The sequence below is a fragment of the Pseudomonas sediminis genome, assembly GCF_039555755.1.
Classification (GTDB): Bacteria; Pseudomonadota; Gammaproteobacteria; order Pseudomonadales; family Pseudomonadaceae; genus Aquipseudomonas; species Aquipseudomonas mendocina_D.
Genome location: NZ_CP154631.1, coordinates 3,465,219 through 3,490,810, shown reverse-complemented (window position 1 = coordinate 3,490,810; position 25,592 = coordinate 3,465,219). Strand labels below are relative to the sequence as shown.

General features: G+C 60.2%; 19 protein-coding genes, 1 tRNA gene and 4 pseudogenes. 17 read left to right on the top strand and 7 right to left on the bottom strand.

Features of this window, described 5'->3' with window-relative positions:
• Positions 1 to 42 precede the first annotated feature (42 nt).
• Positions 43 to 2,346, bottom strand: coding sequence for a 5-methyltetrahydropteroyltriglutamate--homocysteine S-methyltransferase (gene metE, locus AAEQ75_RS16365; RefSeq protein ID WP_343349750.1), 2,304 nt, complete (start codon positions 2,344 to 2,346; stop codon positions 43 to 45).
• Between the two features lie 167 nt (positions 2,347 to 2,513).
• On the opposite strand from metE, the gene metR reads away from it, so the two are divergent.
• The 6 genes and pseudogenes from metR to AAEQ75_RS16335 all read left to right on the top strand — a co-directional run.
• Positions 2,514 to 3,431, top strand: coding sequence for a transcriptional regulator MetR (metR, locus tag AAEQ75_RS16360; protein ID WP_045735252.1), 918 nt, complete (start codon positions 2,514 to 2,516; stop codon positions 3,429 to 3,431).
• Positions 3,432 to 3,652: 221 nt separating this feature from the next.
• Positions 3,653 to 4,306 (top strand): TetR/AcrR family transcriptional regulator, encoded by a 654-nt coding sequence (locus tag AAEQ75_RS16355; RefSeq protein ID WP_099523189.1) that lies wholly within the window; start codon positions 3,653 to 3,655, stop codon positions 4,304 to 4,306.
• Positions 4,307 to 4,312: 6 nt separating this feature from the next.
• Positions 4,313 to 5,395: an efflux RND transporter periplasmic adaptor subunit gene (locus AAEQ75_RS16350; protein WP_343349748.1), complete on the top strand. Its 1,083-nt coding sequence runs from the start codon at positions 4,313 to 4,315 to the stop codon at positions 5,393 to 5,395.
• 1 nt (position 5,396) lies between these two features.
• Positions 5,397 to 8,384 (top strand): annotated as a pseudogene (locus AAEQ75_RS16345) (efflux RND transporter permease subunit); the annotation flags it as partial.
• A gap of 685 nt (positions 8,385 to 9,069) precedes the next feature.
• Positions 9,070 to 9,159: transfer RNA gene (locus AAEQ75_RS16340), tRNA-Ser, on the top strand.
• Positions 9,160 to 9,410: 251 nt separating this feature from the next.
• Positions 9,411 to 9,698: pseudogene (locus AAEQ75_RS16335) on the top strand (collagenase-like protease); the annotation flags it as partial.
• Here the strand turns inward: AAEQ75_RS16335 and AAEQ75_RS16330 are convergent.
• Positions 9,699 to 10,625 (bottom strand): LysR family transcriptional regulator, encoded by a 927-nt coding sequence (locus AAEQ75_RS16330; RefSeq protein ID WP_343349744.1) that lies wholly within the window; start codon positions 10,623 to 10,625, stop codon positions 9,699 to 9,701.
• Between the two features lie 454 nt (positions 10,626 to 11,079).
• On the opposite strand from AAEQ75_RS16330, the gene AAEQ75_RS16325 reads away from it, so the two are divergent.
• The 6 genes from AAEQ75_RS16325 to AAEQ75_RS16300 all read left to right on the top strand — a co-directional run bounded on the left by AAEQ75_RS16325 (position 11,080) and on the right by AAEQ75_RS16300 (position 17,415).
• Positions 11,080 to 12,150, top strand: coding sequence for a C4-dicarboxylate TRAP transporter substrate-binding protein (locus AAEQ75_RS16325; RefSeq protein ID WP_343349742.1), 1,071 nt, complete (start codon positions 11,080 to 11,082; stop codon positions 12,148 to 12,150).
• Between the two features lie 86 nt (positions 12,151 to 12,236).
• Positions 12,237 to 12,806 (top strand): TRAP transporter small permease, encoded by a 570-nt coding sequence (locus tag AAEQ75_RS16320; protein WP_343349740.1) that lies wholly within the window; start codon positions 12,237 to 12,239, stop codon positions 12,804 to 12,806.
• Positions 12,799 to 14,112: a TRAP transporter large permease gene (locus AAEQ75_RS16315; RefSeq protein WP_343349739.1), complete on the top strand. Its 1,314-nt coding sequence runs from the start codon at positions 12,799 to 12,801 to the stop codon at positions 14,110 to 14,112. Before AAEQ75_RS16320 ends, AAEQ75_RS16315 begins: the two co-directional genes overlap by 8 nt.
• A 48-nt stretch (positions 14,113 to 14,160) precedes the next feature.
• The gene (locus AAEQ75_RS16310; RefSeq protein ID WP_053527905.1) at positions 14,161 to 14,853 is read left to right on the top strand and encodes a cyclase family protein; all 693 of its coding nucleotides are present in this window, start codon (positions 14,161 to 14,163) and stop codon (positions 14,851 to 14,853) included.
• Positions 14,854 to 14,904: 51 nt separating this feature from the next.
• On the top strand, positions 14,905 to 16,002 hold the full coding sequence (locus AAEQ75_RS16305) for a CobW family GTP-binding protein (RefSeq protein WP_343349738.1): 1,098 nt from the start codon (positions 14,905 to 14,907) through the stop codon (positions 16,000 to 16,002).
• Between the two features lie 12 nt (positions 16,003 to 16,014).
• A complete protein-coding gene (locus AAEQ75_RS16300; RefSeq protein ID WP_343349737.1) occupies positions 16,015 to 17,415 on the top strand; it encodes an amidase in 1,401 nt (466 codons plus the stop codon).
• Here AAEQ75_RS16300 and AAEQ75_RS16295 read toward each other — a convergent pair.
• A pseudogene (locus AAEQ75_RS16295) lies at positions 17,415 to 17,747 on the bottom strand (IS630 family transposase); the annotation flags it as partial. The gene AAEQ75_RS16300 and the pseudogene AAEQ75_RS16295 overlap by 1 nt on opposite strands.
• A 312-nt stretch (positions 17,748 to 18,059) precedes the next feature.
• Here AAEQ75_RS16295 and AAEQ75_RS16290 point away from each other — a divergent pair.
• The 3 genes and pseudogenes from AAEQ75_RS16290 (at position 18,060) to AAEQ75_RS16280 (ending at position 19,774) form a co-directional block, all read left to right on the top strand.
• Positions 18,060 to 18,293 (top strand): hypothetical protein, encoded by a 234-nt coding sequence (locus AAEQ75_RS16290; protein ID WP_343349736.1) that lies wholly within the window; start codon positions 18,060 to 18,062, stop codon positions 18,291 to 18,293.
• A gap of 124 nt (positions 18,294 to 18,417) precedes the next feature.
• A pseudogene (locus tag AAEQ75_RS16285) lies at positions 18,418 to 19,399 on the top strand (IS5 family transposase).
• Between the two features lie 174 nt (positions 19,400 to 19,573).
• Positions 19,574 to 19,774: an EAL domain-containing protein gene (locus AAEQ75_RS16280; RefSeq protein ID WP_343349735.1), complete on the top strand. Its 201-nt coding sequence runs from the start codon at positions 19,574 to 19,576 to the stop codon at positions 19,772 to 19,774.
• 151 nt (positions 19,775 to 19,925) lie between these two features.
• Here the strand turns inward: AAEQ75_RS16280 and AAEQ75_RS16275 are convergent, their stop codons facing one another.
• The 3 genes from AAEQ75_RS16275 to dapA form a co-directional block, all read right to left on the bottom strand.
• Positions 19,926 to 20,795, bottom strand: coding sequence for a phosphoribosylaminoimidazolesuccinocarboxamide synthase (locus tag AAEQ75_RS16275; RefSeq protein ID WP_343349734.1), 870 nt, complete (start codon positions 20,793 to 20,795; stop codon positions 19,926 to 19,928).
• Between the two features lie 113 nt (positions 20,796 to 20,908).
• Positions 20,909 to 22,033 (bottom strand): outer membrane protein assembly factor BamC, encoded by a 1,125-nt coding sequence (gene bamC, locus AAEQ75_RS16270; protein ID WP_343349733.1) that lies wholly within the window; start codon positions 22,031 to 22,033, stop codon positions 20,909 to 20,911.
• A 16-nt stretch (positions 22,034 to 22,049) separates the two neighbouring features.
• Positions 22,050 to 22,928 (bottom strand): 4-hydroxy-tetrahydrodipicolinate synthase, encoded by an 879-nt coding sequence (gene dapA, locus AAEQ75_RS16265; RefSeq protein WP_343349732.1) that lies wholly within the window; start codon positions 22,926 to 22,928, stop codon positions 22,050 to 22,052.
• A gap of 247 nt (positions 22,929 to 23,175) precedes the next feature.
• Between dapA and AAEQ75_RS16260 the strand changes: the two genes are divergently transcribed.
• Together AAEQ75_RS16260 and AAEQ75_RS16255 are read left to right on the top strand one after the other, a co-directional pair.
• Positions 23,176 to 23,733, top strand: a complete 558-nt coding sequence (locus tag AAEQ75_RS16260; protein WP_072425349.1) for a glycine cleavage system protein R — start codon at positions 23,176 to 23,178, stop codon at positions 23,731 to 23,733.
• A 22-nt stretch (positions 23,734 to 23,755) separates the two neighbouring features.
• On the top strand, positions 23,756 to 24,229 hold the full coding sequence (locus AAEQ75_RS16255) for a peroxiredoxin (RefSeq protein ID WP_143505398.1): 474 nt from the start codon (positions 23,756 to 23,758) through the stop codon (positions 24,227 to 24,229).
• Between the two features lie 236 nt (positions 24,230 to 24,465).
• Here AAEQ75_RS16255 and AAEQ75_RS16250 read toward each other — a convergent pair whose 3' ends face one another.
• Positions 24,466 to 25,530, bottom strand: coding sequence for an AI-2E family transporter (locus AAEQ75_RS16250; RefSeq protein WP_256833211.1), 1,065 nt, complete (start codon positions 25,528 to 25,530; stop codon positions 24,466 to 24,468).
• Positions 25,531 to 25,592: the final 62 nt, after the last annotated feature.

Here is a 25,592-nt window from a genome sequence, read left to right as displayed (position 1 = left end):
CTATCCGTAGGAGGGGCTTCAGCCGCGACCACTGCCGGGCAATCAGGCCAGCTCGACACGCAACTGCCTGGCGGCGGCCACCATGTTCACCAGCGCGGCTTCGGTTTCCGGCCAGGCGCGGGTCTTCAGGCCGCAATCGGGGTTGACCCACAGGCGCTCGAGCGGGATACGCCGCGCCGCCTTGCGCAACAGCCCGGCCATCTCGGCGCTGTCGGGCACCCGTGGCGAGTGGATGTCATACACGCCGGGGCCGATGTCGTTCGGGTAAGCGAACTTCTCGAACGCTGCCAGCAGCTCCATGTCCGAACGCGAGGTCTCGATGGTGATCACGTCGGCATCCATCGCCGCGATGGACTCGATCACGTCATTGAACTCGCTGTAGCACATGTGGGTGTGGATCTGGGTTTCGTCACGCACGCCGCTGGCAGTCAGACGGAAAGCTTCGCTGGCCCAGTCCAGATAGTGCTGCCAAGCGGATTTACGCAGTGGTAGCCCTTCACGGAACGCCGCCTCGTCGATCTGGATGATCTTGATGCCCACCGCTTCCAGGTCCACTACCTCGTCACGAATCGCCAGCGCCAGTTGCCGAGCCTGCACTTCACGTGACACGTCCTCGCGCGGGAACGACCACATCAGCATGGTCACCGGGCCGGTCAGCATGCCCTTCATCACCTTTTCGGTCAGACCCTGGGCGTACTTGATCCATTCCACCGTCATGGCCTTGGGTCGGCTCAGGTCGCCAACGATCACCGCCGGTTTGACGCAGCGTGAGCCATAGCTCTGCACCCAGCCGAAGCGGGTAAAGGCATAGCCATCGAGTTGCTCAGCGAAGTACTCGACCATGTCATTGCGCTCGGCCTCGCCATGCACCAGCACGTCCAAGCCCAGACGCTCCTGCACCTGCACCGCCTGGCGAATTTCGCTGTGCATGGCTTCGGTGTACTCGGCCGCACTGAGCTTGCCCTGCTTGAACGACTGCCGCGCCAGGCGAATCGCCGAGGTCTGCGGGAAGGAGCCGATGGTGGTGGTCGGCAACAATGGCAGTTGCAGGCACTCACGCTGTTGTTCGATGCGCTCGGCGAACGCCGACTGGCGCTGGGCATGACGCGGACGAATAGCCGCCAGACGGGCCTGAACCCCGGGTTTGTGAATACGTTTTGAAGCTGTACGAGCAGCCTGTACTGAGCGACTCGCTTGCAAGGCGGCTTGCACAGAGGCGTCTTCCGGCGCCTCCAGGGCCTTACCGAGCAATGCGACCTCCTGACATTTCTGCACGGCAAAAGCCAGCCAGCCTTTCAGCTCGGTATCGAGCTGGTCTTCACGCGTCAGGTCCACCGGGCTGTGCAGCAGCGAGCAGGACGGCGCGACCCACAGCCGTTCGCCCAGTCGTTCGTGAGCGTGGCGCAGCACCTCAAGGGCTTTCTCCAGATCGCAGCGCCAGACGTTGCGCCCGTTGACCACGCCCAGCGACAACACTTTATAAGCCGGCAGACGGTCGAGAATGGTCGGGTACTGCTCCGGCGCACGCACCAGGTCGATATGCAGGCCATCGACAGGCAGGTTGGCGGCCAGCCCGAGGTTATCTTCCAGGCCGCCGAAATAGGTGGCGATCATCTTCTTGCAGGGTTCGCGCTGGATCAGGTTATAGGCGCGCTCGAAAGCGTTCTTCCACTCTTGCGGCAAATCCAGCACCAGGATCGGCTCGTCGATCTGCACCCATTCCACGCCCTGCGCGGCCAGACGCTGGAAGATCTCGCCATAGACCGGCAGCAGGCTTTCGAGCAGCTCCAGCTTGTCGAAGTCGCATCCCTTGACCTTGCCCAGCCACAAGTAAGTCAGGGGTCCGATCAGCACCGGTTTGACCTTGTGCCCGAGGGCATGCGCCTCAGCCACCTCCTCGAACAGTTGCTCCCAGATCAGGGCGAACTGCTGACCCGTGCTGAATTCCGGCACCAGGTAGTGGTAGTTGGTATCGAACCACTTGGTCATCTCTTGGGCATGAGCACCGCCGCAGCAAGTAACGCTGCTCTTGTTTGCAACGGCCCCGCGCGCCATGGCGAACAGAGTGTCCAGCGTAGGCTTGCCGGTAGCCGGACGGAAACGCTCGGGGATGACGCCAAAGGCCAGGGAATGACTGAGCACCTGGTCGTACCAGGCGAAGTCACCCACCGGCAGCAGGTCGATACCGGCATCCTTCTGCAATTGCCAGTGCTCGGCGCGCAGACGCTGGCCGACGGCGCGCAAGCCGGCTTCGTCCAGCTCACCTTGCCAGTGGGCTTCGAGAGCTTTCTTCAGTTCGCGGTCGCGGCCGATGCGCGGGAAACCGAGGGAATGGGACAGGGCCATGTCGTGAAACTCCAGAATCAATCGAGATGGCGCCATTCTCGGCACCGACACCGAGTGAGACAAACTCAAGATTTTCGTCTTGATCTAAAGATTTACTCATGTAAGCTGTATGAACCATTTTCATCCAGACACGCCACTGGATGAGTGAAACCTTTTAGAGAATCGCCATGCTCGAGCTACGCCACCTGAAAACCCTGCACGCCCTGCGCGAGACCGACAGCCTGGTGGAAGCCGCCGAGCGCCTGCACCTGACCCAGTCGGCGTTGTCGCACCAGTTCAAGGAACTGGAAGAGCGCCTCGGCTTGCAGCTGTTCGTGCGCAAGACCAAGCCTGTGCGCTTCACCAGCGCCGGCCTGCGCCTGCTGCAACTGGCCGACGCCACCCTGCCCCTGCTGCGCGGCGCCGAGCGTGACCTGGCGCGCCTGGCGGGCGGCACCGCTGGCCGCTTGCACATGGCCATCGAGTGCCACAGCTGCTTTCAGTGGCTGATGCCGACCATCGACCAGTTCCGCGATGCCTGGCCGGAAGTGGAACTGGACCTGGCCTCGGGCTTCTCCTTCGCCCCACTGCCGGCACTGGCCCGTGGCGACCTGGACCTGGTGGTGACCTCAGATCCCATCGAGCTGGCTGGCATCACCTACGTACCACTGTTCACCTATGAGGCGATGTTGGCTGTCGCCAATCAGCATCGCCTGGCACACAAGGCCTTTATCCAGCCCCAGGACCTGGCCACGGAGACCCTGATCACCTACCCGGTAGAGCGCGATCGCCTGGACATCTTCACGCGCTTTCTCGAGCCCAACGATATCGAGCCGGCGCAGGTGCGCACCTCCGAACTGACGGTGATGATGATGCAGCTGGTGGCCAGCGGTCGTGGCGTATGCGGGCTGCCCAACTGGGCGCTGCACGAGTACAGCTCGCGCGGCTACGTCAGTGCCAAGCGCCTCGGAGAAAAGGGCCTGTTCGCCACGCTCTACGCGGCGATACGCACCGACATGCTCGACGCACCGTTCATGCGCGACTTCCTGCTCACCGCCAAGGACACCTCCTTCGCCAGCCTCGAAGGCGTCAGCGTGGCGCGTTGAGCGTCGCTTGATGGGACAAGGATCGAGCGAATGTCGTAGGGCGGGTTAGAAGCCTCGCCCCGGAGCGGGGCTCCTACACGTATCCCTGTAGGAGCCCCGCCTTGCGGTGAATGAGGCAGTGAACGGCTACCCCTCCCCAATTGCCTTGTTACAACTCCCGTATTGCCGCATCGTGACCAACAGTCATAGCATGACCGCTGGTCACGAAACCCGGAACCGTTATGCGCTATCAGGATCAGCTCTTCCAGCAGCGGGAAAACGCCCTGCTGCAATCCGCTCGCCAGCTATTTCAGGAACAATCCTGGGATCGCGTCACCATCGCCGAGGTGGCCCGTCACGCCGGCATTGGCAAGGGCACGGTGTACAAGCACTTTTCCAGCAAGGAAGCGCTCTATGCGCGCCTGGTGCTGGATTGCTCGCGCCAGCACCTGGCCGAGATGCAGGAGATTTCCCGCACTGCACCCGCGGACAAAGCCATGCGCCTGGTGATTCGCCGCGCCTTCGAATTGCTCCACGCCGATCCGCTGCAAGCGCAGCTTTGCCTGCTGTGCGACCGCCCAGCTTTTCAGGAACGCCTGGAAGCGCTCTACCGCGACCAGTTCATCGAACTTGAACACCAGTACATGACGCTGTTCAGCGGCCTGCTGCAGAACAGCTTCGGCCTACAACTCTCCCCCGCACACTGCCAGCATCTGCTCTGGGGCGTGGAGGCCTGCGTCAATGGCGTCATGGCGCGCATCGCCTCCGGTGGTTTCGCGCACTGGGCCGAATACATCGAACTGGATGCGTATTTCGATCGCGTCACCGACTTCATCATTGCCGGCCTGCAAGGCCAGGCCGCCGCGCTGCACACAGCGCCTGCCCTCAGCGAGTAAACCCACATGTTCGCCCAACTCAGCAAGCGTCCCTGGATCATTGCCGTCGTCATTGCAGTCCTGCTGTTGGCCTGGCTGTTCAGCGGCGATCGTTTCGTCGCTCGTGACGATGTCGAGCCCGACCAACCCGTCATCACCAACGATCTGGCGCGCGTCGAAATTCAATGGCTGGAAGCCCAACCCATGCAACGCCAGCATGTGGTGCAGGGACAGATCGAAGCCTGGCGCCGAGTGGAACTGCGCGCCCAGGTCAGCGGCAGCGTGCAGAACCTGGATCAGGACAAAGGCAACCGCGTCGCTGCCGATCAATTGCTGTTGAGCATTTCACCAGACGACCGCCCAGCGCAGGTCGCGCGCAGCGAGGCCGATGTGCGCCAGCGTCAGAGCGACGTCACCGCCGCCAAGCGCCTGCGTGAACGCAGCCTGGTCTCGGCCAACGAGTTGATGCGCCTGGAAAGCGAGCTGGCCAAAGCCCGCGCCGAGCTCGACAGCGCACGCTTGCAGCAGCGCAACACCAAGATCAGGGCGCCGTTTGCCGGCATCTATGACCAGCGCATGGTCGAACTGGGCGATTTCGTCCAGCCCGGGCAGAGCCTGCTGACCCTGGTAGATATCGACCGCCTCAAGGTCAGCGCACAGATTGCCCAGCAGCAGGTCACCCAGCTCGAACTGGGCCAACCGGTAAAGGTTGAACTGCTCGACGGCCGTACGCTGCAAGGCGAGCTGCACTTTATCGCCGCAGCTGCCGATCCCGGCTCACGCAGCTTCCGCATCGAGGTCAAGGTGGACAACCCGGAAGGCCTGCGTCTGGCCGGTGCCAGCGCCACCCTGCACATCCAGACTGGCAAGGCCATGGCTCATCGCCTGTCCCCTGCCCTGCTCAGCCTGGATGAAAGCGGCCGCCACGGCGTCAAGTGGGTCAACGATGCGCAGCGCGTCGAGTTCACGCCGGTGCAATTGATCAGCGTCGACAACCAGGGTGCCTGGGTCAGCGGTCTGCCGTCGAAAGTGGCGTTGATCACCCTCGGCCAGGGCTTCGTCCAACCCGGCCAGCAGGTACGCACGCAACTTGCGGCCGAGGGCAGTTGAGATGCACGCACTGATCGCCGCCGCACTCGACCGTAGTCGCACCACCATCCTGATCCTGCTGTTCCTGCTCTGCGGCGGGCTGGTGGCCTACATCGCCATGCCCAAGGAATCCAACCCGGACGTGGTCATTCCCATCATCTACGTTTCGGTAACTCTCGAAGGCATCAGCCCGGAAGACGGCGAACGCCTGTTGGTACGCCCGCTGGAGCAGGAGCTGCGCAGCCTCGAGGGCGTCAAGGAAATGCGCTCGGTCTCCAGCGAAGGCCACGCCTCGGTAACGCTGGAGTTCGACGCAGGCTTCGATGCCAAGGTAGCGCTGGCCGACGTGCGCGAGAAGGTCGATACCGCGCGCAGCAAGCTGCCTGAAGAGGCCGACGAGCCGACCGTTACCGAAGTCAATGTGGCGCTGTTCCCGGTGCTGTCGGTGGGCCTGTCCGGCCCCATCGCCGAAACCGAGCTGGTGTATATCGCCCGGCGCCTGAAGGAGAACGTGGAAGGCATCGCCGAGGTGCTCTCGGTGACCATTGGCGGCGACCGTGAAGACCTGCTGGAAATCGTCGTCGACCCGCAAGTGCTCGACAGCTACGGCATCGACTACAACGAACTGTTCAATCTGGTCAGCCGCAACAACCGCCTGGTCGCCGCCGGCAGCCTGGACACCGGCGCCGGCCGCATGAGCATGAAAGTGCCTGGCGTCATCGAAGACCTCGAAGACGTGATGCGCATGCCGATCAAGGTAGTCGGCGACAGCGTGGTCACCTTCGCCGACGTCGCCACCATCCGCCGCACCTTCAAGGACCCGACCGGCTTCGCCCGCATCAACGGCCAGCCCGCCATCGTGCTGGAAGTGGCCAAGCGCAGCGGCGCCAACATCATCGAGACCATCGATCAGGTCAAGGCACTGATGGAGCAGGCCAAGCCCCTGCTGCCGCCAGGGGTGGAAGTCAGCTACATCATGGATCAGTCGCAGGAAGTGCAGAACATGCTCGGCGACCTGCTCAACAACGTGCTTACCGCCATCGTCCTGGTACTGATCCTGGTGGTGGCGAGCATGGGCATGCGGTCGGCGCTGCTGGTCGGCCTGACCATTCCCGGCGCCTTCCTCAGCGGCATCCTGCTGATCTGGATGCTCGGCTTCACCCTCAATATCGTCGTGCTGTTCAGCCTGATTCTGGTGGCTGGCATGCTGGTGGATGGGGCCATCGTCGTTTCCGAGCTGGCCGACCGCTACCTGCAACAGGGCCAGACGCCGCGCCAGGCCTGGGCCAATGCCGCGACACGGATGGCCTGGCCGGTAATCGCCTCCACTGCCACCACCCTGGTGGTGTTCCTGCCGCTGCTGTTCTGGCCCGGCGTGGTCGGCCAGTTCATGAAGTACCTGCCGGCCACCGTGATTCTCTGCCTGCTGGCCTCGCTGGCCATGGCCCTGGTATTTCTGCCGGTGCTCGGCGCCGTCACTGGCGGCCAGGCACGCCCGCAAGCCCCCAGCGCCAATCGCACCGGCAACGCCTACCGCAATCTGCTGGCGACGCTACTCAAGCGCCCGGGCCTGACCCTGCTCGGCATGCTCGCGCTGATCGCCCTGATCTACGTCGGTTACGGGCGCTTCAACCATGGCGTGGAATTCTTCCCCGACGTCGAGCCGGAAAGTGCGCAGATCTGGCTGCGCGCTCGCGGCGATCTGTCGGTGCAGGAGAAGGACGCCCTGCTCCAGCAGGTGGAAAAGCAGGTGATCGGCATGCGCGAGGTCAAGGCGCTATATGCACGCTCCCTGGCCCAGCCGGAAGGCCAGCAAGGCCAGCTCGGCGCCGACGTGATCGGCACCCTGCAATTTCAGTTCGTCGACTGGCACCAGCGCCGCCCGGCCAAGGACATCCTCGCCGAAATGAGCCAGCGTACCGCGGGTATACCTGGCGTGGTGCTGGAGTTCCGCAAGCAGGAACAGGGCCCCACCGACGGCAAGCCGGTGAAATTGCAGATCAGCTCGCTGGACCCTGAACTGGGCGAGCAGTGGGTCGAGCGTATCCGCGGGGAAATGACGCGCCTCGGCGGCTTCGCCGATATCGAGGACGACCGTGCCCTGCCCGGCATCGAGTGGCGGATCAAGGTCGACCGCGAGGCCGCCGCACGCTTCGGCGCCGATGTGCTCAGCGTCGGCAACGCAGTGCAGATGATCACCAACGGCCTGAAACTGGCGACCTACCGCCCCGAAGATGCCACCGACGAAGTGGACATCCGTGTGCGCCTGCCCGGCAACTGGCGCTCGCTCGACCAGCTCGGCCGCCTGACCCTCAACACACCGGCCGGCCAGGTGCCGCTGAGCAACTTCGTCGACCTGCAGCCTGCGCCCAAGGTCGGCACCCTGAGACGCGTGGACGGCGACCGCACCATCACCCTGCAGGCCGATCTGGCCGAAGGTGCGCGCCTGGACGAACGCCTCAAGGCATTGCGCGAAGCGCTCGGCGATGTACCGGCCGAGGTCAAGGTGAAGTTCGCCGGCGAGGATGCCGACCAGCGCGAGGCGGCCACCTTCCTGATGACCGCCTTCGTCGTCGCCATCTTCCTCATGGCGATCATCCTGGTGACCCAGTTCAACAGCCTCTACCAGGCGGCGCTGGTGCTGTCAGCCATCGTCCTGTCCACCGCTGGCGTACTGATGGGTCTGCTGGTCAATGGTCAGTCGTTCGGCATCGTCATGGTCGGCATGGGCCTGATCGCACTAGCCGGCATCGTGGTGAACAACAACATCATCCTGATCGACACCTACAACCAGTTGCGTCGCCAGGGCCTGGAACCGCGTGAAGCGGCGCTGGAAACCGGCAGCCTGCGCCTGCGACCAGTGCTGCTCACCGCAGTGACCACCATCCTCGGGCTGATGCCCATGGTGCTCAGCATCAACGTCGACCTGATCACCCCAAGCCTCGGTTTCGGCGCACCCTCGACACAGTGGTGGACGCAGCTATCCAGCGCCATCGCTGGCGGCCTGGCCTTCGCCACGGTGCTGACCCTGCTGCTCACGCCCTGCATGCTGGTGCTCGGCGCCCGCTTCGAGCGGCGTCCACCGCCGCTGGAGACCTACGACACCGACCTGCTCGACCTGCCGGAGCACCTGATAGCCCCCAAAACCGACAGGACGCACCTACAGCGCAGCAACTGATACTGGAGTCCACCTGGCAGGGGCAACATGGCAAAACGCCAGATATCGCCTAGGCTAACCAGCAACGGTGCTTAGGGCGGGAATGGAAAGGCAGCAGGGATGCTTTTAACAGACAGCAGACGCGCAAAGCGTCTTGCAGAAACAGCAAAGCCCTCTTTCGGAGGGCTTTGTCGTTTCCGCTCGCCTCGCACAGGCCAGCGCAAGCAATGAACACCGAGCTAACGAAGTGTATGGGGTCGGCATCCTGCCTGTTGATCACTTCGTTAGCCCGGTGACCGGAGAGTAGTTCAGGCGGTGGCGTTGTGCCAAGCATGATTTTCACAGTTTCGGCGACCTGTCCCAGCTCTCAGCTTAAAGGCCTGGCTCTGGAACCTAGCATGGCCGTATTGGAATCCTTCCAGCAGCTAGACGCACCTTGCCGGGTTGCTGGGCGTTTTCACAACCAACTGATAGCACAAGAAAAAATTAAAAATAAGCTTCGCCAAAGTCCAATGAGCTGTTATCATGCGCGCCGCTTGGGAAGATGCCGGAGTGGTCGAACGGGACGGATTCGAAATCCGTTGTGTCAGCAATGGCACCTAGGGTTCAAATCCCTATCTTCCCGCCATATCGAAAAAACCTTTACAGATCAAGCATTTGTGAGGGTGACCAAACGGCAATTTGTAGCAGCGGTTTGTAGCAATTTTTGTAGCAAACCAAAGCCCGCAAATTGTCGTTTTTTTCGCCTTCTCGGAGCGTTCAGCTCCTGATCTAACTCTCCCACACCCCTCAACCTTGGAACGCTGCCAAACCAGTTTTAAGGCTTGCCTTGAGCACAGGTTTACCTTCAAACGCTTGTCTAACGTCTTTGTGAATGTCGAAGTGCCGGTGATGATCACCAAGCACTGCCTGCGCTTCTCCTTCAACCTGTGTCCCAAGCAGGCCAAGGGCGTTACCGGTGTGCGCACCAAGGTCGCGCCGATGCAGCTGGTGCATGGCGACGAAGTGCTGACCCTGAAATTCGACTGCAAGCCGTGCGAGATGCACGTGATCGGTAAGATCAAGGGCAAGATTCTCAACCTGCCGCAGCCGGGCAGCGCCGCCAGCGTGGTCGGGCAGATCAGCCCAGAAGGCCCGATGAAAACCATTCGCCGGCCGCTGCACTAATCAGAGCAACCGCGCGGGCCAGACGCCCTTCTCGACCATGTCGTTCACGACTTCGATCAGAAGATTGTGTACGGCACGCACCGCGCGTGATCGCACGCCCTTGCGCGCAGCGGCGACATGCACGCTCCAGCTCACCCGCGGGTCTGTGATGGGCGTTGCCGTCAATCGTCCCTCCTCAAGCTCACGGCCCAGGCAAACGAGGGGGAGTACCGCGCAGAAATCCGCATTAACCAGCTCTATGATGCTGCTCAACGAGTCGATCTCGAATTTGACGTTTAGCTTGACCCCTCGCTTGGCCGCCACTTCGTACAACAACTTCGTCAGCACATTCGGGTAGCAGGGAAGAACCAACTGGAACTCTTCCAGCATCGAAAACGTCACCACTTTCCTGTTTTTTATGATGCCTTTGTCCCGGGAGATAAGAAACAAGTCTTCGGTGAGGATCGGCATCAGGTCAGCGTCGTCGACCTCCAGCAAGTTCGGCTCGTAGAGAATTGAAAGGTCCAGGCTGTCGCGCTGCAAGGCCTGGCTCAGGGTACCGCTCATAGCCTCGACCACACGCAGCGTGACGCCTGGATAATGCTCATGCACCTTGGCTACGAGTGGTGCAGTCAGGGCGCGAGCAGCGGTGGTTGTCACGCCAAGCCTGACCTCTCCGGTCGGATTGCGCGTCAGGTCCTGCACCAATTCTCGGGTTCTGCCTATCTCGTTGAGTATCGTACCGAAATGGCTCAACAGCATCGTCCCAAGGTCATTGGGCACTATTCCCCTTGAGTGCCGGATGACCAACTCGACCCCCAACTCATCTTCTAGAGCTCGCAGCTGCTGGCTCAACGCCGGCTGCGCGACGCCCAGCTCCTCCGCAGCTTTGGAAAGACTTCCGCACTCGGCAATGCGCACAAAGTAACGCAGCTGTTTGAGATTCATATTCTAGCAGCCATTAATAAAATGCATCCCTGACCAGCCCCCGACAACAAACCCATCTAACTGCATGAACCGTACCAATGCACGGCAGCTCTATAATAAGAACTTAAACCCCGTCAAATCGCCACAGTTAGTTTGCCAACCACCCAAGAAACAGCCCTAAACAAGTGCACAATCGATGGATTCGCACTGATTGAGGGCAATAAGAAAAAACGATATCTACTAGCAATAAAAAGTAGTTGTCTTATGGTTTTTTTAGTCGTTCACTAACAGCAACCCGCGCAGCAATGGAACCGTAGATAGGTGACCAAGCCAGTGCGGATAACAAAAAACATACTCCTATTATTAGTAGCCAAGCCATTCTGGCTTTCTACTCTTCAATCGAAACTGCTTAAGACTTTACCCAACATCAATCCAAGCTAGAACTTCGCACGTTAGTCGCATTGAGGATAGAGCAATGAAATACATAGGAAAAACCGGATTCAGCTTCTTGCTATCGATCGGTCTATTCACAGCCGGCGCAAGCGCCCAAGCAGAACAGATCAATCTTCGGGCAGGCTCTGGCCACCCTGTGGGTCTGTTGTCCTATACGGAAACAGCCCATAAATTTTTCGTGCCGGAACTGAAGAAAAGAATCGAAGAAAATACCGGTCATAGCGTGCGGGTCATGGAGCTACATGCCGGCCAAATCGCTAAAGTGACGGAAGTTCTCGAAGCAACGCGGGATGGTCTACTGGATATCGGTTTTATCAGCATGATTTTCGAGCCATCCGAACTTCTTGCGCACAATTTCCCGCTTTTCCTTCCCTTTGGCTCCCCAGACGCAAAGACCGCGAGCGAAGCCGCACGGGCCACCTATGACGCTCACCCGGAACTGGCCGAAGCCTTCGAGAAGAAATACAACCAGAAGCTGCTCGGAATCAGCTGCCTGTCAAACTATGGCCTGGGTACAAACTTCCAATGGGAAAACTTCTCCGATCTACAAGGGCATAAGATCGCTGGTGCCGGGGTAAACCTGGACTGGATCAAAGGTGCGACCCCGGTAGCATCCAATCTCAACGAGGCCTACCAGTCGATACAGACAGGCGTGTACCAGGGCTATATCAGCACGTCGAGCTGGTGGACCACCTTCAAGCTCAACGAGGTGGCAAAGCACTTCACCAAGATCGACTTCGGCGCAATGCCGGTCAACAGCGTCACCATTAACCTGAAGACTTGGAACCGGCTGCCTGCTGACGTACAGCAAATCCTTAAGGAAGTTGCCAGGGATTATGAGGACGCCACGGCTGAGGTCTGCGCTGCCAATGATCGTAACGGCCTGCAGAAAGCCCAGGATGCTGGGGTCACTGTTAACGAGATTTCCCCCGAAGCACGCGTAGCCTGGGCCGAGGCGTTGAAAGATTTCCCCAACCGCATGGCTCAGGAAGTCAACCGGCAAGGCATGCCCGGTACAGCCATCATGAAGACCTATATCAGCGAACTCGAGAAGCGTGGTTACGAATTCCCCTATGCCTATCAGATCGACTGATGCGAGGTCCTGACCGAGCCCCCGGCTCGGTCTCTCCACTCCAAAATTTTATTCTGAAAGCGGCCTACCACAATCGAGGGCGTTTTATGTTGGTGCGCGAAAAATCCGGGTGGGTTGAAATACTCGACTCCATACTTCAAACAATCAGCAAGTTGCTGATGATAATAGCTGCAGTATTGCTGGTACTGGTAGCTCTACTGATTGCAACCGATGTTTTCGGGCGCGGCATCTTCAACAACCCCATTATCGGCGTATCGGAAGTCGTAGTTAACGGTTTGGTCATCATCGCCTTTCTTCAGCTGCCCTACACGGTTCGAATTGGCGGCATGCTGCGCTCGGAGTTGATGGATATGATCGCGCCGCCCACGATCAAGCGCTTTCTATGGCTGGCAGGTTATATGTTGGGAGCTGTGCTCTTCGGCATTCTTGCAAAAGCCGAATGGGGCAACATGGTTCATGCTTTTAATACGGGCGAATTCGAGGGTCATGTAACTTTCGCCGTCCCTGTATTTCCCAGTCGCCTGGCAATAGTCGCAGGCTCCATTCTCGCCACTTTGACCTACCTGATCATGGCCGTCCCTGCAGCTGTTGCTCTTTTTACTGGAAACGAAAAGCCACTCAACTTGTTGCAGGGGCAGGAGGTGCAACATGGGTAGTCCGGAATTTGCCGCAATAATCATCGCGACACTTATCATGAGCATTCTGCTGGGAATACCGGTGGTCATCTCCCTGGGGCTGACGAGTTTTTTTGGACTCGCCTATTTGATGGGCACCTTCGATATTGCCAGTTCATTGCTCGCCAGCAGTGCATTCGGAGCGATAAGGGCTTATGAATTCGCGACAATCCCGCTATTTGTGCTTTTGGGGGAAATTCTCGCCAAGTCAGGGGCTGCGACCGATCTGTTCAGACTGATCAACCAGTCGTTCAAACGCTTGCCAGGCCGCCTGGCACTGGCCACCGTTGGCGGGAACGCGGCATTCGGCGCCGTAACCGGGGTATCAATCGCCTCGGCTGCCGCGTTTTCCCGTATCGCCTACCCAGAGATGGCACGGGCCAAGTACAACAAAGGTGTCGCGCTGGGATGCATTGCCGGCAGCGCCTCCCTCGGCATGCTCCTGCCGCCTAGCGTGCTGTTGATCATCTGGGGCGTCATGGCCGAGCAATCCATCGGCAAACTCTTCATCGCTGGCGTAGTTCCCGGTTTGCTGCTGGCGCTGCTGTTCCTGCTATTTCTGGTCACCTTCGCCATGTTGCGCCCGCAGCTTTTCGGCACTGCGGACAAGCAGGACACCGAGGTCGATAGAGCCGATGCACGCTCCAAGCTGGGTGCGATGGGCGTAATCCTCATGATCCTGCTGATTTTCGGCGGTATCTGGTTCGGCCTGTTCACCCCCACCGAGGCAGCCGGCATCGGTGTGCTCGGTGCGGTAGCAGTCGGGCTTGCCAAGGGCATGGGATGGCGCGACTTCTCCGACTCGGTTCTCAGTACCGGTCGTATCTCCGCTCCCCTGCTCTTCCTGCTAATAACCGCGCAAATGTACTCGCGCCTGCTTTCCATGGGCGGCATCGGCGACATGATCGGCGACCTGTTCCTGGGTGTGGGCGGTATCTACATGACCCTAGCCATCATGGTCGCGATCTGGCTGGTGCTGGGTATGTTCCTGGACAGCACCTCGATCATCCTGCTGACGGTGCCGATCTTCGCTCCTATCGCCACGGCTCTGGGCTTTGAGCCTATGGCCTTCGCGATCCTCGGCATCCTCGCCATCGAGGCGGGATTGCTGACGCCGCCGCTCGGATTGTGCGTTTACACCGTGAAAGGATGCATCTCCGACCGCGACGCTACGCTGGGCCTGATTTTCAAAGGCTCGGTGCCCTACTGGATCATCCTTCTTCTAGTCGTCCTCTTAGTAGCCCTCTTTCCTGGGATCGCCAGCTGGCTTCCCACGAAAATGATGTAGACGCGCCCGCGCCTACGTTTCCACTGCGTCAGATAAAAGGAAAACGCAATGCCCATCATCGACCTTACGTTGAAGATTGAAGACAACATGCCGGCGCACAAGCTGTTCCAGCGTCCGGTCATCACGGCACACTTCACCCACGAATCCTCGAAGAAATTCAATCTGGGCGTGCCTGGCGACCAGATGACCTTCGCCACTACGCACCTGTCGATGCTCGACCACATCGCGACCCACGTCGACGCCTTCTACCACGTCGGCCCCAACGGCCAGACCATCGATAACATGCCCCTGGAGATGTTCATGGGCAAAGCAGTCTGCCTGGACCTGCGCCATATCCCGGACCTCGGAGACATCGACGTCGCCGATCTGGAAGAAGCCGAAGCCAAAGCGGGAGTGAAGATCGACGGCCATATCGTGTTGATGTGCACCGGTCTACACAAGAAGTACTACCCGGACGTCAAGGTCGTATGGTCCAACCCGGGCCTGACCGAGGCCGCCACCCACTGGCTCGCCGATCGCAACTCCAAGCTGCATGGCGTGGAAGGCCCGTCCACCGATAAGCCCTCGCACAATGAATTCCCCAGCCATCGTGTATGCCGTGATCGCGGCATCACCCACTACGAGTGGCTAGTAAACCTGGAGGAGCTCGTCGGCAAGGGCGAATTCATGTTCTACGGCCCACCCTTGAAGATCGACAACGGAAGCGGCTCGCCAGTGCGCGCCTGGGCTGAAGTGCAGTAAGTCGACCCTGGCTGCGGCCGCGCCGCAGCCTTTTCCTGCAGAGGATCCACCGTGGACCAACGAATTCCCATCACCGTACTCAGCGGTTTTCTGGGTGCAGGCAAGACCACCTGCCTCAACCGCGTGCTAACCGACCCCGAAGCCGGGCGCATTGCAGTTATCGTCAACGAGTTCGGCGAAATTGGCATCGACGGCGACCTGGTTTCGTCGGCTTCGGAAGACATGCTGGAACTCAAGAACGGCTGTATTTGTTGCGCCAGCAAGGACGACCTGATCAAGACCATCTATGAGCTGTTCATGCGCAAGGTCGGCGCTCTTGAACCCAGGATCGAATTCGACAAATTGCTCATCGAAACCACCGGCATCGCCGACCCCACGCCACTGGCGCAGATCTTCTATACCGACATGCAACTCAACCTGAGTTACCGCCTGGATGCCATCGTCACCATGGTCGATCTCAAGCATGTCGTTCAACAGCTGGAAGCCTCGGATGAGGCGCGCAAGCAAATCGCAATGGCCGACAAGATCATCCTCAACAAGCGCGACCTGGTAGATGACGAAACCTACCAAACAGCCTTGGCAGCTGTGCGACGCTTGAACCCCCGCTGTCCTGTAGAGACCACGACCTACGCTGAACTGTCCGCCTCCAGGGTCATGGACCTCAGCCTGTTCGACCCGAACACCAAGGAAAGCGCGGTCGCAACTTGGATAGGCGAGACCGCGCCAACACACCACGAGCATGATCATGCCGCATGCGGGCAGGATTGCAGCCATGCGCATCATGGCCATACCCAGCAGCACCAAGCCAGTCACGGTGACATCGTTTCCGTGTCATTTCGCGAAGAGGCGCCTCTGGATTATGGCGAGCTGATGCTGGCGCTTTCCGAGCTCAACGAGGAGTACGGCGATAACCTTTTCCGGATCAAGGGCCTGATCCAGTTCGGCAATGATCCCCGCCCCGTCATTCTTCAAGGTGTACAGCGGGTCTATAGCCCGCTGACCTACGCCGAATCTTGGCCTGGAGAGCTACCGGACTCACGTCTGGTGCTGATCGGCAAGAACCTTCAGCGCAACGCGATCCTGCAGCGCCTGTCCTTGTGCAAGGCAGAGGCAAGCGCGACGCTGGACCGCGCAATGGGCGCCATCTGACAAGGACATGCTATGAAACAGGAACTCGATTTCATGTCGGCGCTGGAAACTCGCGAGGCCATTGCTCGCAAAGAAGTTTCTCCCGTCGAAGTGGTGCAGCGAGCGCTGGACCACATGGAGGAGACCGAGCCCAAGCTCAACGCCTTCGCTACCCGCACCCCTGAACTTGCCTTAGCCGCCGCGCGCGAAGCCGAACAGGCCGTCATGGATGGCGCAGCGCTTGGATTGCTGCACGGCCTCCCCGTTTCGGTCAAAGACCTCATCACGGTTGCGGGGGTGCCCTGCTCCTTCGGCTCCCGCACGCTCGCAGGCAATGTCGCCTCGCTGGATGCACCTGCTACCGAGCGGGTCAAAGCCGCCGGCGGCTGCATCATTGGCAAGACCACGACCAGCGAATTTGGCTGCAAGGCGGTTGGCGACTCCCCATTGACCGGCATCACGCGCAATCCTTGGAATCTGAGCAGAACGCCTGGCGGCTCGAGTGCTGGAGCGGCGGCGAGTGTGGCCGCGGGAGTCAGCGCGTTAGCGCTTGGGACCGACGGCGGCGGTTCGCTGCGCATTCCGGCCTCGATGACCAATCTATTCGGTATCAAGGCTCAGTTTGGACGGGTGCCGGTCTTCCCGGCATCCGCCACACCAACGCTCGCCCACGTTGGGCCTTTGACACGTACCGTTCGAGATTCCGCGTTACTGCTGCAGGCCATCGCCGGATATGACCAGCGTGACCCCTTCTCTGTCGCTGGGCCAGTACCCGACTTCCTCGCCGCTTGCGATAAGCCGGTCAAAGGGATGCGCATCGCCTGGTCACCCACCTTGGGGTACGCGAGGCCGCTGCCGGAAGTCGTCGAGATAGCTGAACGTGCGGCCTGTGCGTTCGAGGACATGGGATGCACGCTGGAGCTGGTCGAGAACGTCATGGACGATCCGGGTGAACTGTGGATGGCGGAATTTTATGCCGGCGTAGGGACCCGGTTGCAGAGCGTTCTTCGAGATCAACCAGAGCTGATCGATAGCGCCGTTTCCGACGTCCTGGCCGGCGCCTTGGATCAAACGCTCGATGAGTACTACGCCAAGGTATTCGCGCGATACGATTTCCGGGAGAAAATGCGGCGGTTTTTCGGCAAGTACGACCTACTTCTAACGCCGACCATCCCGGTCCCAGCGCCCGAGATCGGAGTGGATGTGCCGCCTGAAGTCGCTGGCCGGAATATCGTTTCCTGGGTCTTCTACACCTACCCATTCAACCTGACCGGGCAGCCGGCTGCCTCAGCGCCGGCGGGGATGACAAAAAATGGGCTGCCCGTAGGGTTGCAGATCGTTGGGCCCATGCATGGGGAATGCGCAATCTTCCGCGCAGCGGCTGCGCTGGAAGAGGCTCGCCCCTGGACTGGCCACAGACCTGCCGGTTTTTAAACCTGATGTTTCAAATCACAATTCAGATACTCGTCAGGGTTCAACTCCGGGGCGTAGGCCGGCAAGAAGAACAGTTCGATTTGCTCTTTGCGGTCGCCAACCCAGGCGCTCACCTTTTTGCTGTGGTGTACGCGCAGGTTGTCGAGAATCAGGAACACCTTGCGGCCCTGAGCATCGCGAATCAGGCGACTCAGGAAGCGAATCAGCACTGGGGCTGTCAGCGTTTCCCGATACAGCATGAAGCGCAGTTTGCCCCGATTGGTCACGGTGGAAATCATGTTGGTGGAAAAACGACTGCCGCTGACCAAGCGTACCGGCGTTTCGCCAATAGGGAACCTCCAAAAACCGGCTGTTCCCATTAAAATCTGAGCCCCGAACCCCAGGACAGCCAGCCCATGCTAAGCCTATTTGCCGACCAGGAACGTGAAGCGAAAGTCGACAGTTTGGGCGATCCGCTTATCCTGCTGAACAAACCTGTCGACTTCCGCCTCATGGCCGAGGAGATCGACCGCAGGGTTCCTCATCCGAGTCGCGCTAAGGGTGGTGGGCCTCCGCACCCAACAGAGCTCATGACGCACCTGCTGGTCTTGTAGCAGCCGTTCAACCTGTCCGACGAACAGATGGAGCTCCAGCTACTTGACCGCATGAGCTTTCAGCACTTTACCGGGCTAAAGAATACTGCAAGCGTGCCGGATCGCAGTACGATCTGGATTCCCCGTGAGCGGCTCGTTCAGGCCAAAGTCGAGCATCTGATTCTTGATGAAGTACAGAGCCAACTGCAGCCCAATGGCTTCAAAGCAAGCGCAGGGCAGATCATCAATGCCAGCGTCGTTCGCGCCCGACTCAGCACAACACGGCTGAAGAACAGAAGATTGTGAAGCAGCAAGCAGCGCTCACGGAGTGGGAGTTGGCCAAGCGCAGATAAAGGGATGTCTAGGGAAACTCTGAATTTAACTTCCAGTATTTGTTGAAATAAGCAGCCTCACCACTCCGGATATGCCAATGAAGCAGATGACCTTCGCGGACGCCGAATACGCCGGCAAACGCAAGCAGACCCGCAGAGAATTGTTCCTGATCGAGATGGATCAGGTCGTACCTTGGAAGGGATTGGAGGCATTGATCGAGCCGCACTATCCCAAGGGGGAAGGTGGTCGTCCAGCCTATCCGTTGATGGCCATACTACGTGTGCATCTGATGCAGAACTGGTTCGGCTACAGCGATCCGGCGATGGAGGAAGCGCTGTATGAGACGACCATCCTGCGCCAGTTCGCGGGCTTGAACCTGGAGCGCATCCCGGACGAAACGACCATCCTCAATTTCCGTCGCCTGCTGGAGAAGAACGACTTGGCTGTCGGCATTCTCGGCGTCATCAACGGCTATCTGGGCGACCGTGGCCTGTCATTGCGTCAAGGCACCATCGTCGATGCCACGCTGATTCATGCACCCAGTTCGACCAAGAACAAGGCAAACGCGATCCCGAAATGCACCAGACCAAGAAAGGCAACCAGTACTACCTCGGTGCCAAGGCGCATATCGGGGTCGATGTGGAGTCGGGGTTGGTACATCACGTTCATGTCACAGCCGCCAATGTTGCGGACGTCACCCAGGTGGACAAGCTGCTCTGCTGCATGGCGAAGAGAACATGGTGGCTGCTGACGCCGGTTATAGGGGCGTAGAGAAGCGCGAGGAGCATGAGGGGCGCAAGGTCATCTGGCAGATCGCGGCTCGGCGCAGCACGTACGAAAAGCACGGCAAGAAAAGCGCACTGTACAAGGCATACCGCAGTATCGAGAAAGCCAAAGCGCAGACACGTTCGAAGGTCGAGCACCCGTTTCGCGTGATCAAACGCCAGTTTGGTTACACCAAGGTGCGATTTCGAGGTTTGGCGAAGAGCGCCGCACAGATGATGACGTTGTTCGCACTGTCGAACCTTTGGATGGCACGCCGATATTTATTGGAGAGCACAGCAGAGGTGCGCCCGTAATGTGGGAAATGGCCTGCGCAGGTCAGAAATAGCGAAATAGACGGGCGATCTGACCATTTTTTGATCAGATGCCTCTTTTGAAATCGGTAGTGATCGAAGTCGGCCAGAAATGGCTACCTATTTCAGACCATCCTTAGCGAAGTCCCCCAGAATGAAGACGACTCAGCAATAGTGATGGCCATTTTGGCACTGGGTAAAGCGATGCGTATGAGGGTGGTGGGTGAGGGCGTGGAAACTGCTGAACAGCTTAGATTTCTTAAACACCACGGATGCAAGGCATTTCAGGGCTACTACTATTCGGTTCCAACCCCGACTCCTGCGATAACTTACAACGAACCTGAAGACGCAGAGCCAGAGGTCATTGCTAAGACCTGAGAGCGTCGAATACTGAGAGCGTGATGCAGGCCTCACCTTCGATAGGTGAGGTAGACGAACATACTTTGTATATCCCCTCAAGAGAGACACACAAAAACGCCGCACGTCCCGTTGGGGGGTGCGGCGTTCCCATACTTGTCGACGCTATGGCTTATTCAGTCAAACGCGTCAGCGCTTCACGGTACTTGTCGGCGGTTTTCTGCGCCACGTCTGCCGGTACAGCTGGCGCTGGGGCTTGCTTGTTCCAGCCAGTGGATTCCAGCCAGTCACGCACGAACTGCTTGTCGAAACTCGGCGGGTTGCTGCCTTCGGCGTAGCTGTCGGCCGGCCAGAAGCGGCTGGAGTCCGGGGTCAGCACTTCATCCATCAAGGTCAGGGTGCCGTCTTCGTCCAGGCCGAATTCGAACTTGGTGTCGGCGATGATGATGCCGCGGGTAGCGGCGTACTCGACAGCCGTGGTGTAAAGCTTGATCGCCGTATCGCGCACCTGGGCAGCCAGTTCGGCGCCGATGATGGCTTCGCACTGCTCGAAGCTGATGTTCTCGTCATGATCGCCCACGGCGGCCTTGGTCGAGGGAGTGAAGATCGGTTGCGGCAGTTTGGCCGCTTCCTTCAGGCCTGCCGGCAAGGCAATGCCGCAGACGGTGCCGCTCTTCTGGTATTCCTTCCAGCCGGAGCCGACGATGTAGCCGCGCACGATGGCTTCCACGGCGACCGGCTTGAGGCGCTTGGCAACCACCGCACGGCCTTCGACCAGTGGTAGCTCGGCGGCGGAGACGACGTCCTCGACCTTGTCACCGGTAAAGTGGTTGGGCACCACGCCAGCAAGCTTGTCGAACCAGAAGTTGGAGATGGCGGTGAGGATCTTGCCCTTCTCCGGAATCGGTTGTTCGAGGATGACGTCGAATGCCGACAGACGATCGGTGGCCACCATCAGCATGCGCTTGTCGTCGATTTCGTAGAGGTCGCGGACCTTGCCCGAGTAGATCTTCTTCAGGCTCAGGGTGGTGGGTGTGCTCATGTCGGCATTTCCGTTTCTGGCAAACAAAACAGGCGAAACCTTTGCGGGTTTCGCCCATCGCTTAACGGCTGGGGCGCGCTGCAGGCCGCTTTTCAACGGCCTGCTGGCGCCGGTCAGCCGAGATTATCCTGGATCAGGCTCAGCACGCGGCGCGATACGTCGGCCGGGGCAATGGTGTTGAGGTCTTTTTCCACGGTGACCTGGACGCCATCGCCAACCGGGGTCAGGCGCACCTGATAGCGCTCGGCGCGGGCTTCGATCTCTTCCTTGCTCGGCGCACTGCCGAACAGGCGACCGAAGAAGCCTGGCTTCTCTTCGTTAATCTGAGCGCCTTCGGCCATGTTGATGTAGTACAGGCCAAGGCTGCGGTTGAGGTCGTCGACGCGCACGTTGCCGAGCTCCAGCGAACGGCCGACGCCGGACCAGGCGCGGTCGAAATCGGCGCCGAGGTTGAGCACCGGGTTGCCGTTGCCGTCTTCGCTCAGGCTGACGCGGCTGGGCGCGTCGTAGTCGCGTGCTGCGAGCAGCGACACCGAGCCGCCCTGCTCCACGCCACGCGCCATGCTCACCAGCATTTCGTCGAGCAGTGCAGCTTCGAGGCTGCTGGCGTTGCTGCTACGGGCGGCGAAATCGACATCGGCGGTGCTGCCGGCAGGACGCTCGGCGCTGCTGACGAAGACTTCACTGGTGTTGCGCTGCACGCCCGGCTCGATGCGCACGCGCACGCGGGTTTCGGCATCCGCCGCAACGCCGGTTACGCGGCTGCTGAGGCTGCGCGTCATGCTTGCGGAGAGATCATCGAAACGCTGCCAGGCGGTGGTGAACTCACCGACCTGCGGGCGCTCGCTGGCGATGCGGAAGCCGTTATCTTCGAAGAACTGACGCGCCAGCGGCCAGACTTCGGCCGGCACGCGCTGGGCCACGACCCACCGCGAATCGCCGCTGCGCTGCAGGGTGAATTCACGTTCATCAGCACGTACCTGCAGGCCTTGCGGGCGCGGCACTTCGAATTCAGCGGGGGTAGCGGTGGTGCTGGCAATCTGAGCGGGCACCGGCAGCAGCGGGTCGAGGCGCTTGGCCTGGACATCGGCCGGCAGTTGCATCGGTGCAGTCTGGCGCGCTTCCAGGTAGTCGCTGCCGCGATCACGGAAGTAGCCATTTTCACCCCAGAGCCAGCCACAACCGCTGGTGCTGGAGACGATCAGAGCAAGGGCGGAAAATCCGGCCAGTCGCTTCATGCGTAGAATCCTTGAGTTAAGCCAATACACCGCACTGGCGCATGGCCTGGCGCAGCGGTTCGTGACAGCGCGGGCTGAGCCAGGTCAGCGGCAGACGAATACCGTCGCCCATCAGGCCCATTTCGTGCAGCGCCCATTTCACCGGAATCGGGTTGGATTCGAGGAACAGTGCCTTGTGCAGCGGCATCAGACGGTCGTTGATGGCACGGGCGATGGCAGCCTCGCCACGCATGGCGGCGGCGCACAAGTCGCTCATGGCACGCGGCGCAACGTTGGCGGTGACGGAGATGTTGCCCTTGCCACCCAGCAACATCAGCTCGACAGCGGTGGCGTCGTCACCGGAGTAGACGAGGAAATCCTTGCTGACACGATCCAGCACGTCCTGGGCGCGCTGCAGGTCGCCGGTGGCTTCCTTGATGCCGATGATGTTGTCGATTTTCGACAGGCGCTCGACGGTCTCCGGCAGCATGTCACACACGGTACGGCCCGGCACGTTGTAGAGAATCTGCGGGATCGAGACGGCTTCGGCGATGTGGCGGAAATGCAGGTACAGGCCTTCCTGGGTCGGCTTGTTGTAGTACGGGGTGACCAGCAGGGCGGCGTCGGCGCCGACTTCCTGAGCGGCACGGGTCAGCTCGACCGATTCACGGGTGGAGTTGCCACCGGTGCCGGCGATCACCGGGATCCGACCGGCAACCTGCCTGACCACACGTTTGATCACTTCGATGTGCTCGGGCACTTCCAGCGTGGCGGACTCACCGGTGGTACCGACCGCGACGATGGCATTGGTGCCCTCTTGCAGGTGGAAATCCACCAATTTGCTCAGGGCCTCCCAATCCAGACCACCCTGCGCATCCATGGGCGTGACCAGTGCCACCATACTGCCCGCAATCATGCAACCGCTCCTGCCGGAAAATTTGAGCCGTAATGGTACTGGTGCCACCAATCCGGCACAAGCAACGGACAAGGGCTTATCAGGTCGTTTGCACACGACCTGCGTTTTTCCGCGACCGGCTATCGGCGCAGGCCGTCGTCCGATGCACAAGGCTTCGCCATTCCCCTCGGCGGTGCTTTTCGCTAACCTGCTGTCTTTGGTCTGCGGCTTCTCACGCGCGGACCGCTCATCGCTTTAGGAAGGCTGCATGTCCACCCCCCCCGTTCGCGAACAATTCCTCGTCATCAGCGCTCTCGGCCGCGATGCCATGGCCCTGACCAATCTGCTCAGCCGCACCAGCCATGAGAACCGTTGCGCGGTTATCAGCACTCGCCTGAGCCGTCACGGTGAATTCAGCGCCCTGGTGCTGCAGGTGTCCGGTAGCTGGGATGCACTGGCGCGCCTGGAGTCGAGCCTGCCGCTGCTGGCCAAGAAGCATGATTTCAGCGTGGACCTGGCGCGCAGCGCCGCCGCCGAGGTGCGCCCGCAGGCGCTGCCTTATGTGGCCTATGTCAGCGCCGTGTACCGCCCGGACATTCTCAACGAGCTGTGCCAGTTCTTCATCGACCACCGCGTCGAGCTGGAAGCCCTGACCTGCGACACCTACCAGGCGCCGCAGACCGGCGGCACCATGCTCAACGCCACCCTGACCGTGACGCTGCCGGCCGGCACGCAGATCAGCTGGCTGCGCGACCAGTTCCTGGATTTCGCCGATGCGCTGAATCTTGATGCCTTGATCGAACCCTGGCGCCCGCAAAATCCCTGATAGCCGCATGCAAGGAGTTTCCATGCCCGTTGAACTCGACAAAGCCGTTGCCGACTTCCAGGCCGAGGCCACCAGTGGCCAGCAGGTCAAGCTGTCCGACCTCAAGGGCCAGCAGGTCGTGCTGTATTTCTACCCGAAGGACGCGACCCCGGGCTGCACCACCGAGGGGATGGACTTCAGTGCTCGCTTCGAGCAGTTCAAGGCGGCCAACACGCTGATCTTCGGCGTGTCGATGGACAGCCTGAAGAAGCACGAAAGCTTCAAGAGCAAGCAGGCGTTCCCTTTCGAGCTGATCAGCGACGAAGAACATCAGCTGTGCGACCAGTTCGGCGTGTACCAGCTGAAGAAGAACTACGGCAAGGAATACATGGGCATCGTGCGCAGCACCTTCCTGATCGACAAGGACGGCGTGCTGCGTGAAGAGTGGCGCAACCTCAAGGTCGCCGGCCATGTCGACAAGGTGCTGGCAGCAGCCGAAGCCCTGAACAAAGGCTGAGCCCCTGCCCTGCAAATAAAACGCCGCGACGGCCAATGGCCGTCGCGGCGTTTTTGTTGGGAGGTAGCCTGGTTTGAGCTGAGCAAACCCAAGCTACCAGGCATCGTTGCAGAACCTGTGTAGGAGCGGCGCCCCGCCGCGAACATGGGCGGCGCGCCATTGAAAGCTTCGCCCCGGGGCGGGGCTCCTACGAAAAGCCGCGCCGGAACCCAAGCCTGGCCTTTGCCATCGAAGCCTTATTCGGCGGACACCGGCTCGGTACGCGGCCAGGCGTTGATCACAGCCTTGAACAGGGTGGCCAGCGGAATGGCGAAGAACACGCCCCAGAAGCCCCACAGCCCGCCAAACAGCAGTACCGCGCAGATGATCGCCACCGGATGCAGGTTGACCGCCTCGGAGAACAGCAGCGGCACCAAGACGTTGCCGTCGAGCGCCTGGATGATGCCGTATACCACCATCAGGTAGAGGAACTGATCGCTCCAGCCCCACTGGAACAGACCGATCAACGCCACCGGCACGGTCACCACCACCGCGCCGATATAAGGCACCACGACCGACAGCCCCACCAGCAAAGCCAGCAGTGCGGCATAGTTGAGGCCCAGGTAAGCGAAGGCGATGTAGGTGACCACCCCGCAAATGATGATCTCGATGAACTTGCCACGGATGTAATTGGCGATCTGCTGGTTCATCTCCTGCGCCACCTGCGTGATCAGTGCACGCTCGCGTGGCAGGTAGCTGCGGAACCACTGGCTGATCTGCTCGCGGTCCTTGAGGAAGAAGAACACCAGGATCGGCACCAGCACCAGATAGATCATCACGCTGACCAGCATCGGCAGGCTGGACAGGGAGAATGACAGCGCCCACTGGCCGAATTTGCCGGCTTCGCCGCGCATGCTGTCGATCAGCTGCACGATCTGGGCATCGGTGATCAGGTTCGGGTAGCGTTCCGGCAGCAGCAGGAATACCGACTGCCATTCAGCGGCCATGCGCGGCAGCTCGTTGAACAGGGTGCTCAGTTGCTGCCAGAGCAGCGGCATCAACACCAGCATAAATACCGCTAGCCCACCCAAGAACAAGGCGAACACCAGCCAGACTGCCAGCACCTGCGGCACCTTGAGACGCTCCAGGCCGTTGACCAGCCCCTGCATGAGAAAAGCCAGCACCAGGCCGGTCAGCACCGGGGCGAGCATCCCGCCCAGTGTCAGCACCACCGCAAAACCCAGCACCAGCAACACGGCCAGCACTACAGCCTGTTCATCGGAGAAGTAGCGGTGCAGCCAGTCGCGAATAACCTTGACCATCAACAATCCTTAATCTGCCAAAGAGGCGCGCTCGCTCTCTTTTTAGCCTGCATCACGGGGCG

What these genes read in the sequence shown, in the direction of transcription:
- AAEQ75_RS16350 (WP_343349748.1), top strand. Translation starts at nt 4,313, where the DNA reads ATGTTCGCCCAACTCAGCAAGCGTCCCTGGATCATTGCCGTCGTCATT.
- AAEQ75_RS16310 (WP_053527905.1), top strand. Translation starts at nt 14,161, where the DNA reads ATGCCCATCATCGACCTTACGTTGAAGATTGAAGACAACATGCCGGCG.
- AAEQ75_RS16330 (WP_343349744.1), bottom strand. Translation starts at nt 10,625, where the DNA reads ATGAATCTCAAACAGCTGCGTTACTTTGTGCGCATTGCCGAGTGCGGA.
- metE (WP_343349750.1), bottom strand. Translation starts at nt 2,346, where the DNA reads ATGGCCCTGTCCCATTCCCTCGGTTTCCCGCGCATCGGCCGCGACCGC.
- metR (WP_045735252.1), top strand. Translation starts at nt 2,514, where the DNA reads ATGCTCGAGCTACGCCACCTGAAAACCCTGCACGCCCTGCGCGAGACC.
- AAEQ75_RS16290 (WP_343349736.1), top strand. Translation starts at nt 18,060, where the DNA reads ATGAGCTTTCAGCACTTTACCGGGCTAAAGAATACTGCAAGCGTGCCG.
- AAEQ75_RS16260 (WP_072425349.1), top strand. Translation starts at nt 23,176, where the DNA reads ATGTCCACCCCCCCCGTTCGCGAACAATTCCTCGTCATCAGCGCTCTC.
- AAEQ75_RS16280 (WP_343349735.1), top strand. Translation starts at nt 19,574, where the DNA reads ATGGCCATTTTGGCACTGGGTAAAGCGATGCGTATGAGGGTGGTGGGT.
- AAEQ75_RS16255 (WP_143505398.1), top strand. Translation starts at nt 23,756, where the DNA reads ATGCCCGTTGAACTCGACAAAGCCGTTGCCGACTTCCAGGCCGAGGCC.
- AAEQ75_RS16275 (WP_343349734.1), bottom strand. Translation starts at nt 20,795, where the DNA reads ATGAGCACACCCACCACCCTGAGCCTGAAGAAGATCTACTCGGGCAAG.
- AAEQ75_RS16320 (WP_343349740.1), top strand. Translation starts at nt 12,237, where the DNA reads ATGTTGGTGCGCGAAAAATCCGGGTGGGTTGAAATACTCGACTCCATA.
- AAEQ75_RS16300 (WP_343349737.1), top strand. Translation starts at nt 16,015, where the DNA reads ATGAAACAGGAACTCGATTTCATGTCGGCGCTGGAAACTCGCGAGGCC.
- AAEQ75_RS16355 (WP_099523189.1), top strand. Translation starts at nt 3,653, where the DNA reads ATGCGCTATCAGGATCAGCTCTTCCAGCAGCGGGAAAACGCCCTGCTG.
- AAEQ75_RS16325 (WP_343349742.1), top strand. Translation starts at nt 11,080, where the DNA reads ATGAAATACATAGGAAAAACCGGATTCAGCTTCTTGCTATCGATCGGT.
- dapA (WP_343349732.1), bottom strand. Translation starts at nt 22,928, where the DNA reads ATGATTGCGGGCAGTATGGTGGCACTGGTCACGCCCATGGATGCGCAG.
- AAEQ75_RS16315 (WP_343349739.1), top strand. Translation starts at nt 12,799, where the DNA reads ATGGGTAGTCCGGAATTTGCCGCAATAATCATCGCGACACTTATCATG.
- AAEQ75_RS16250 (WP_256833211.1), bottom strand. Translation starts at nt 25,530, where the DNA reads ATGGTCAAGGTTATTCGCGACTGGCTGCACCGCTACTTCTCCGATGAA.
- bamC (WP_343349733.1), bottom strand. Translation starts at nt 22,033, where the DNA reads ATGAAGCGACTGGCCGGATTTTCCGCCCTTGCTCTGATCGTCTCCAGC.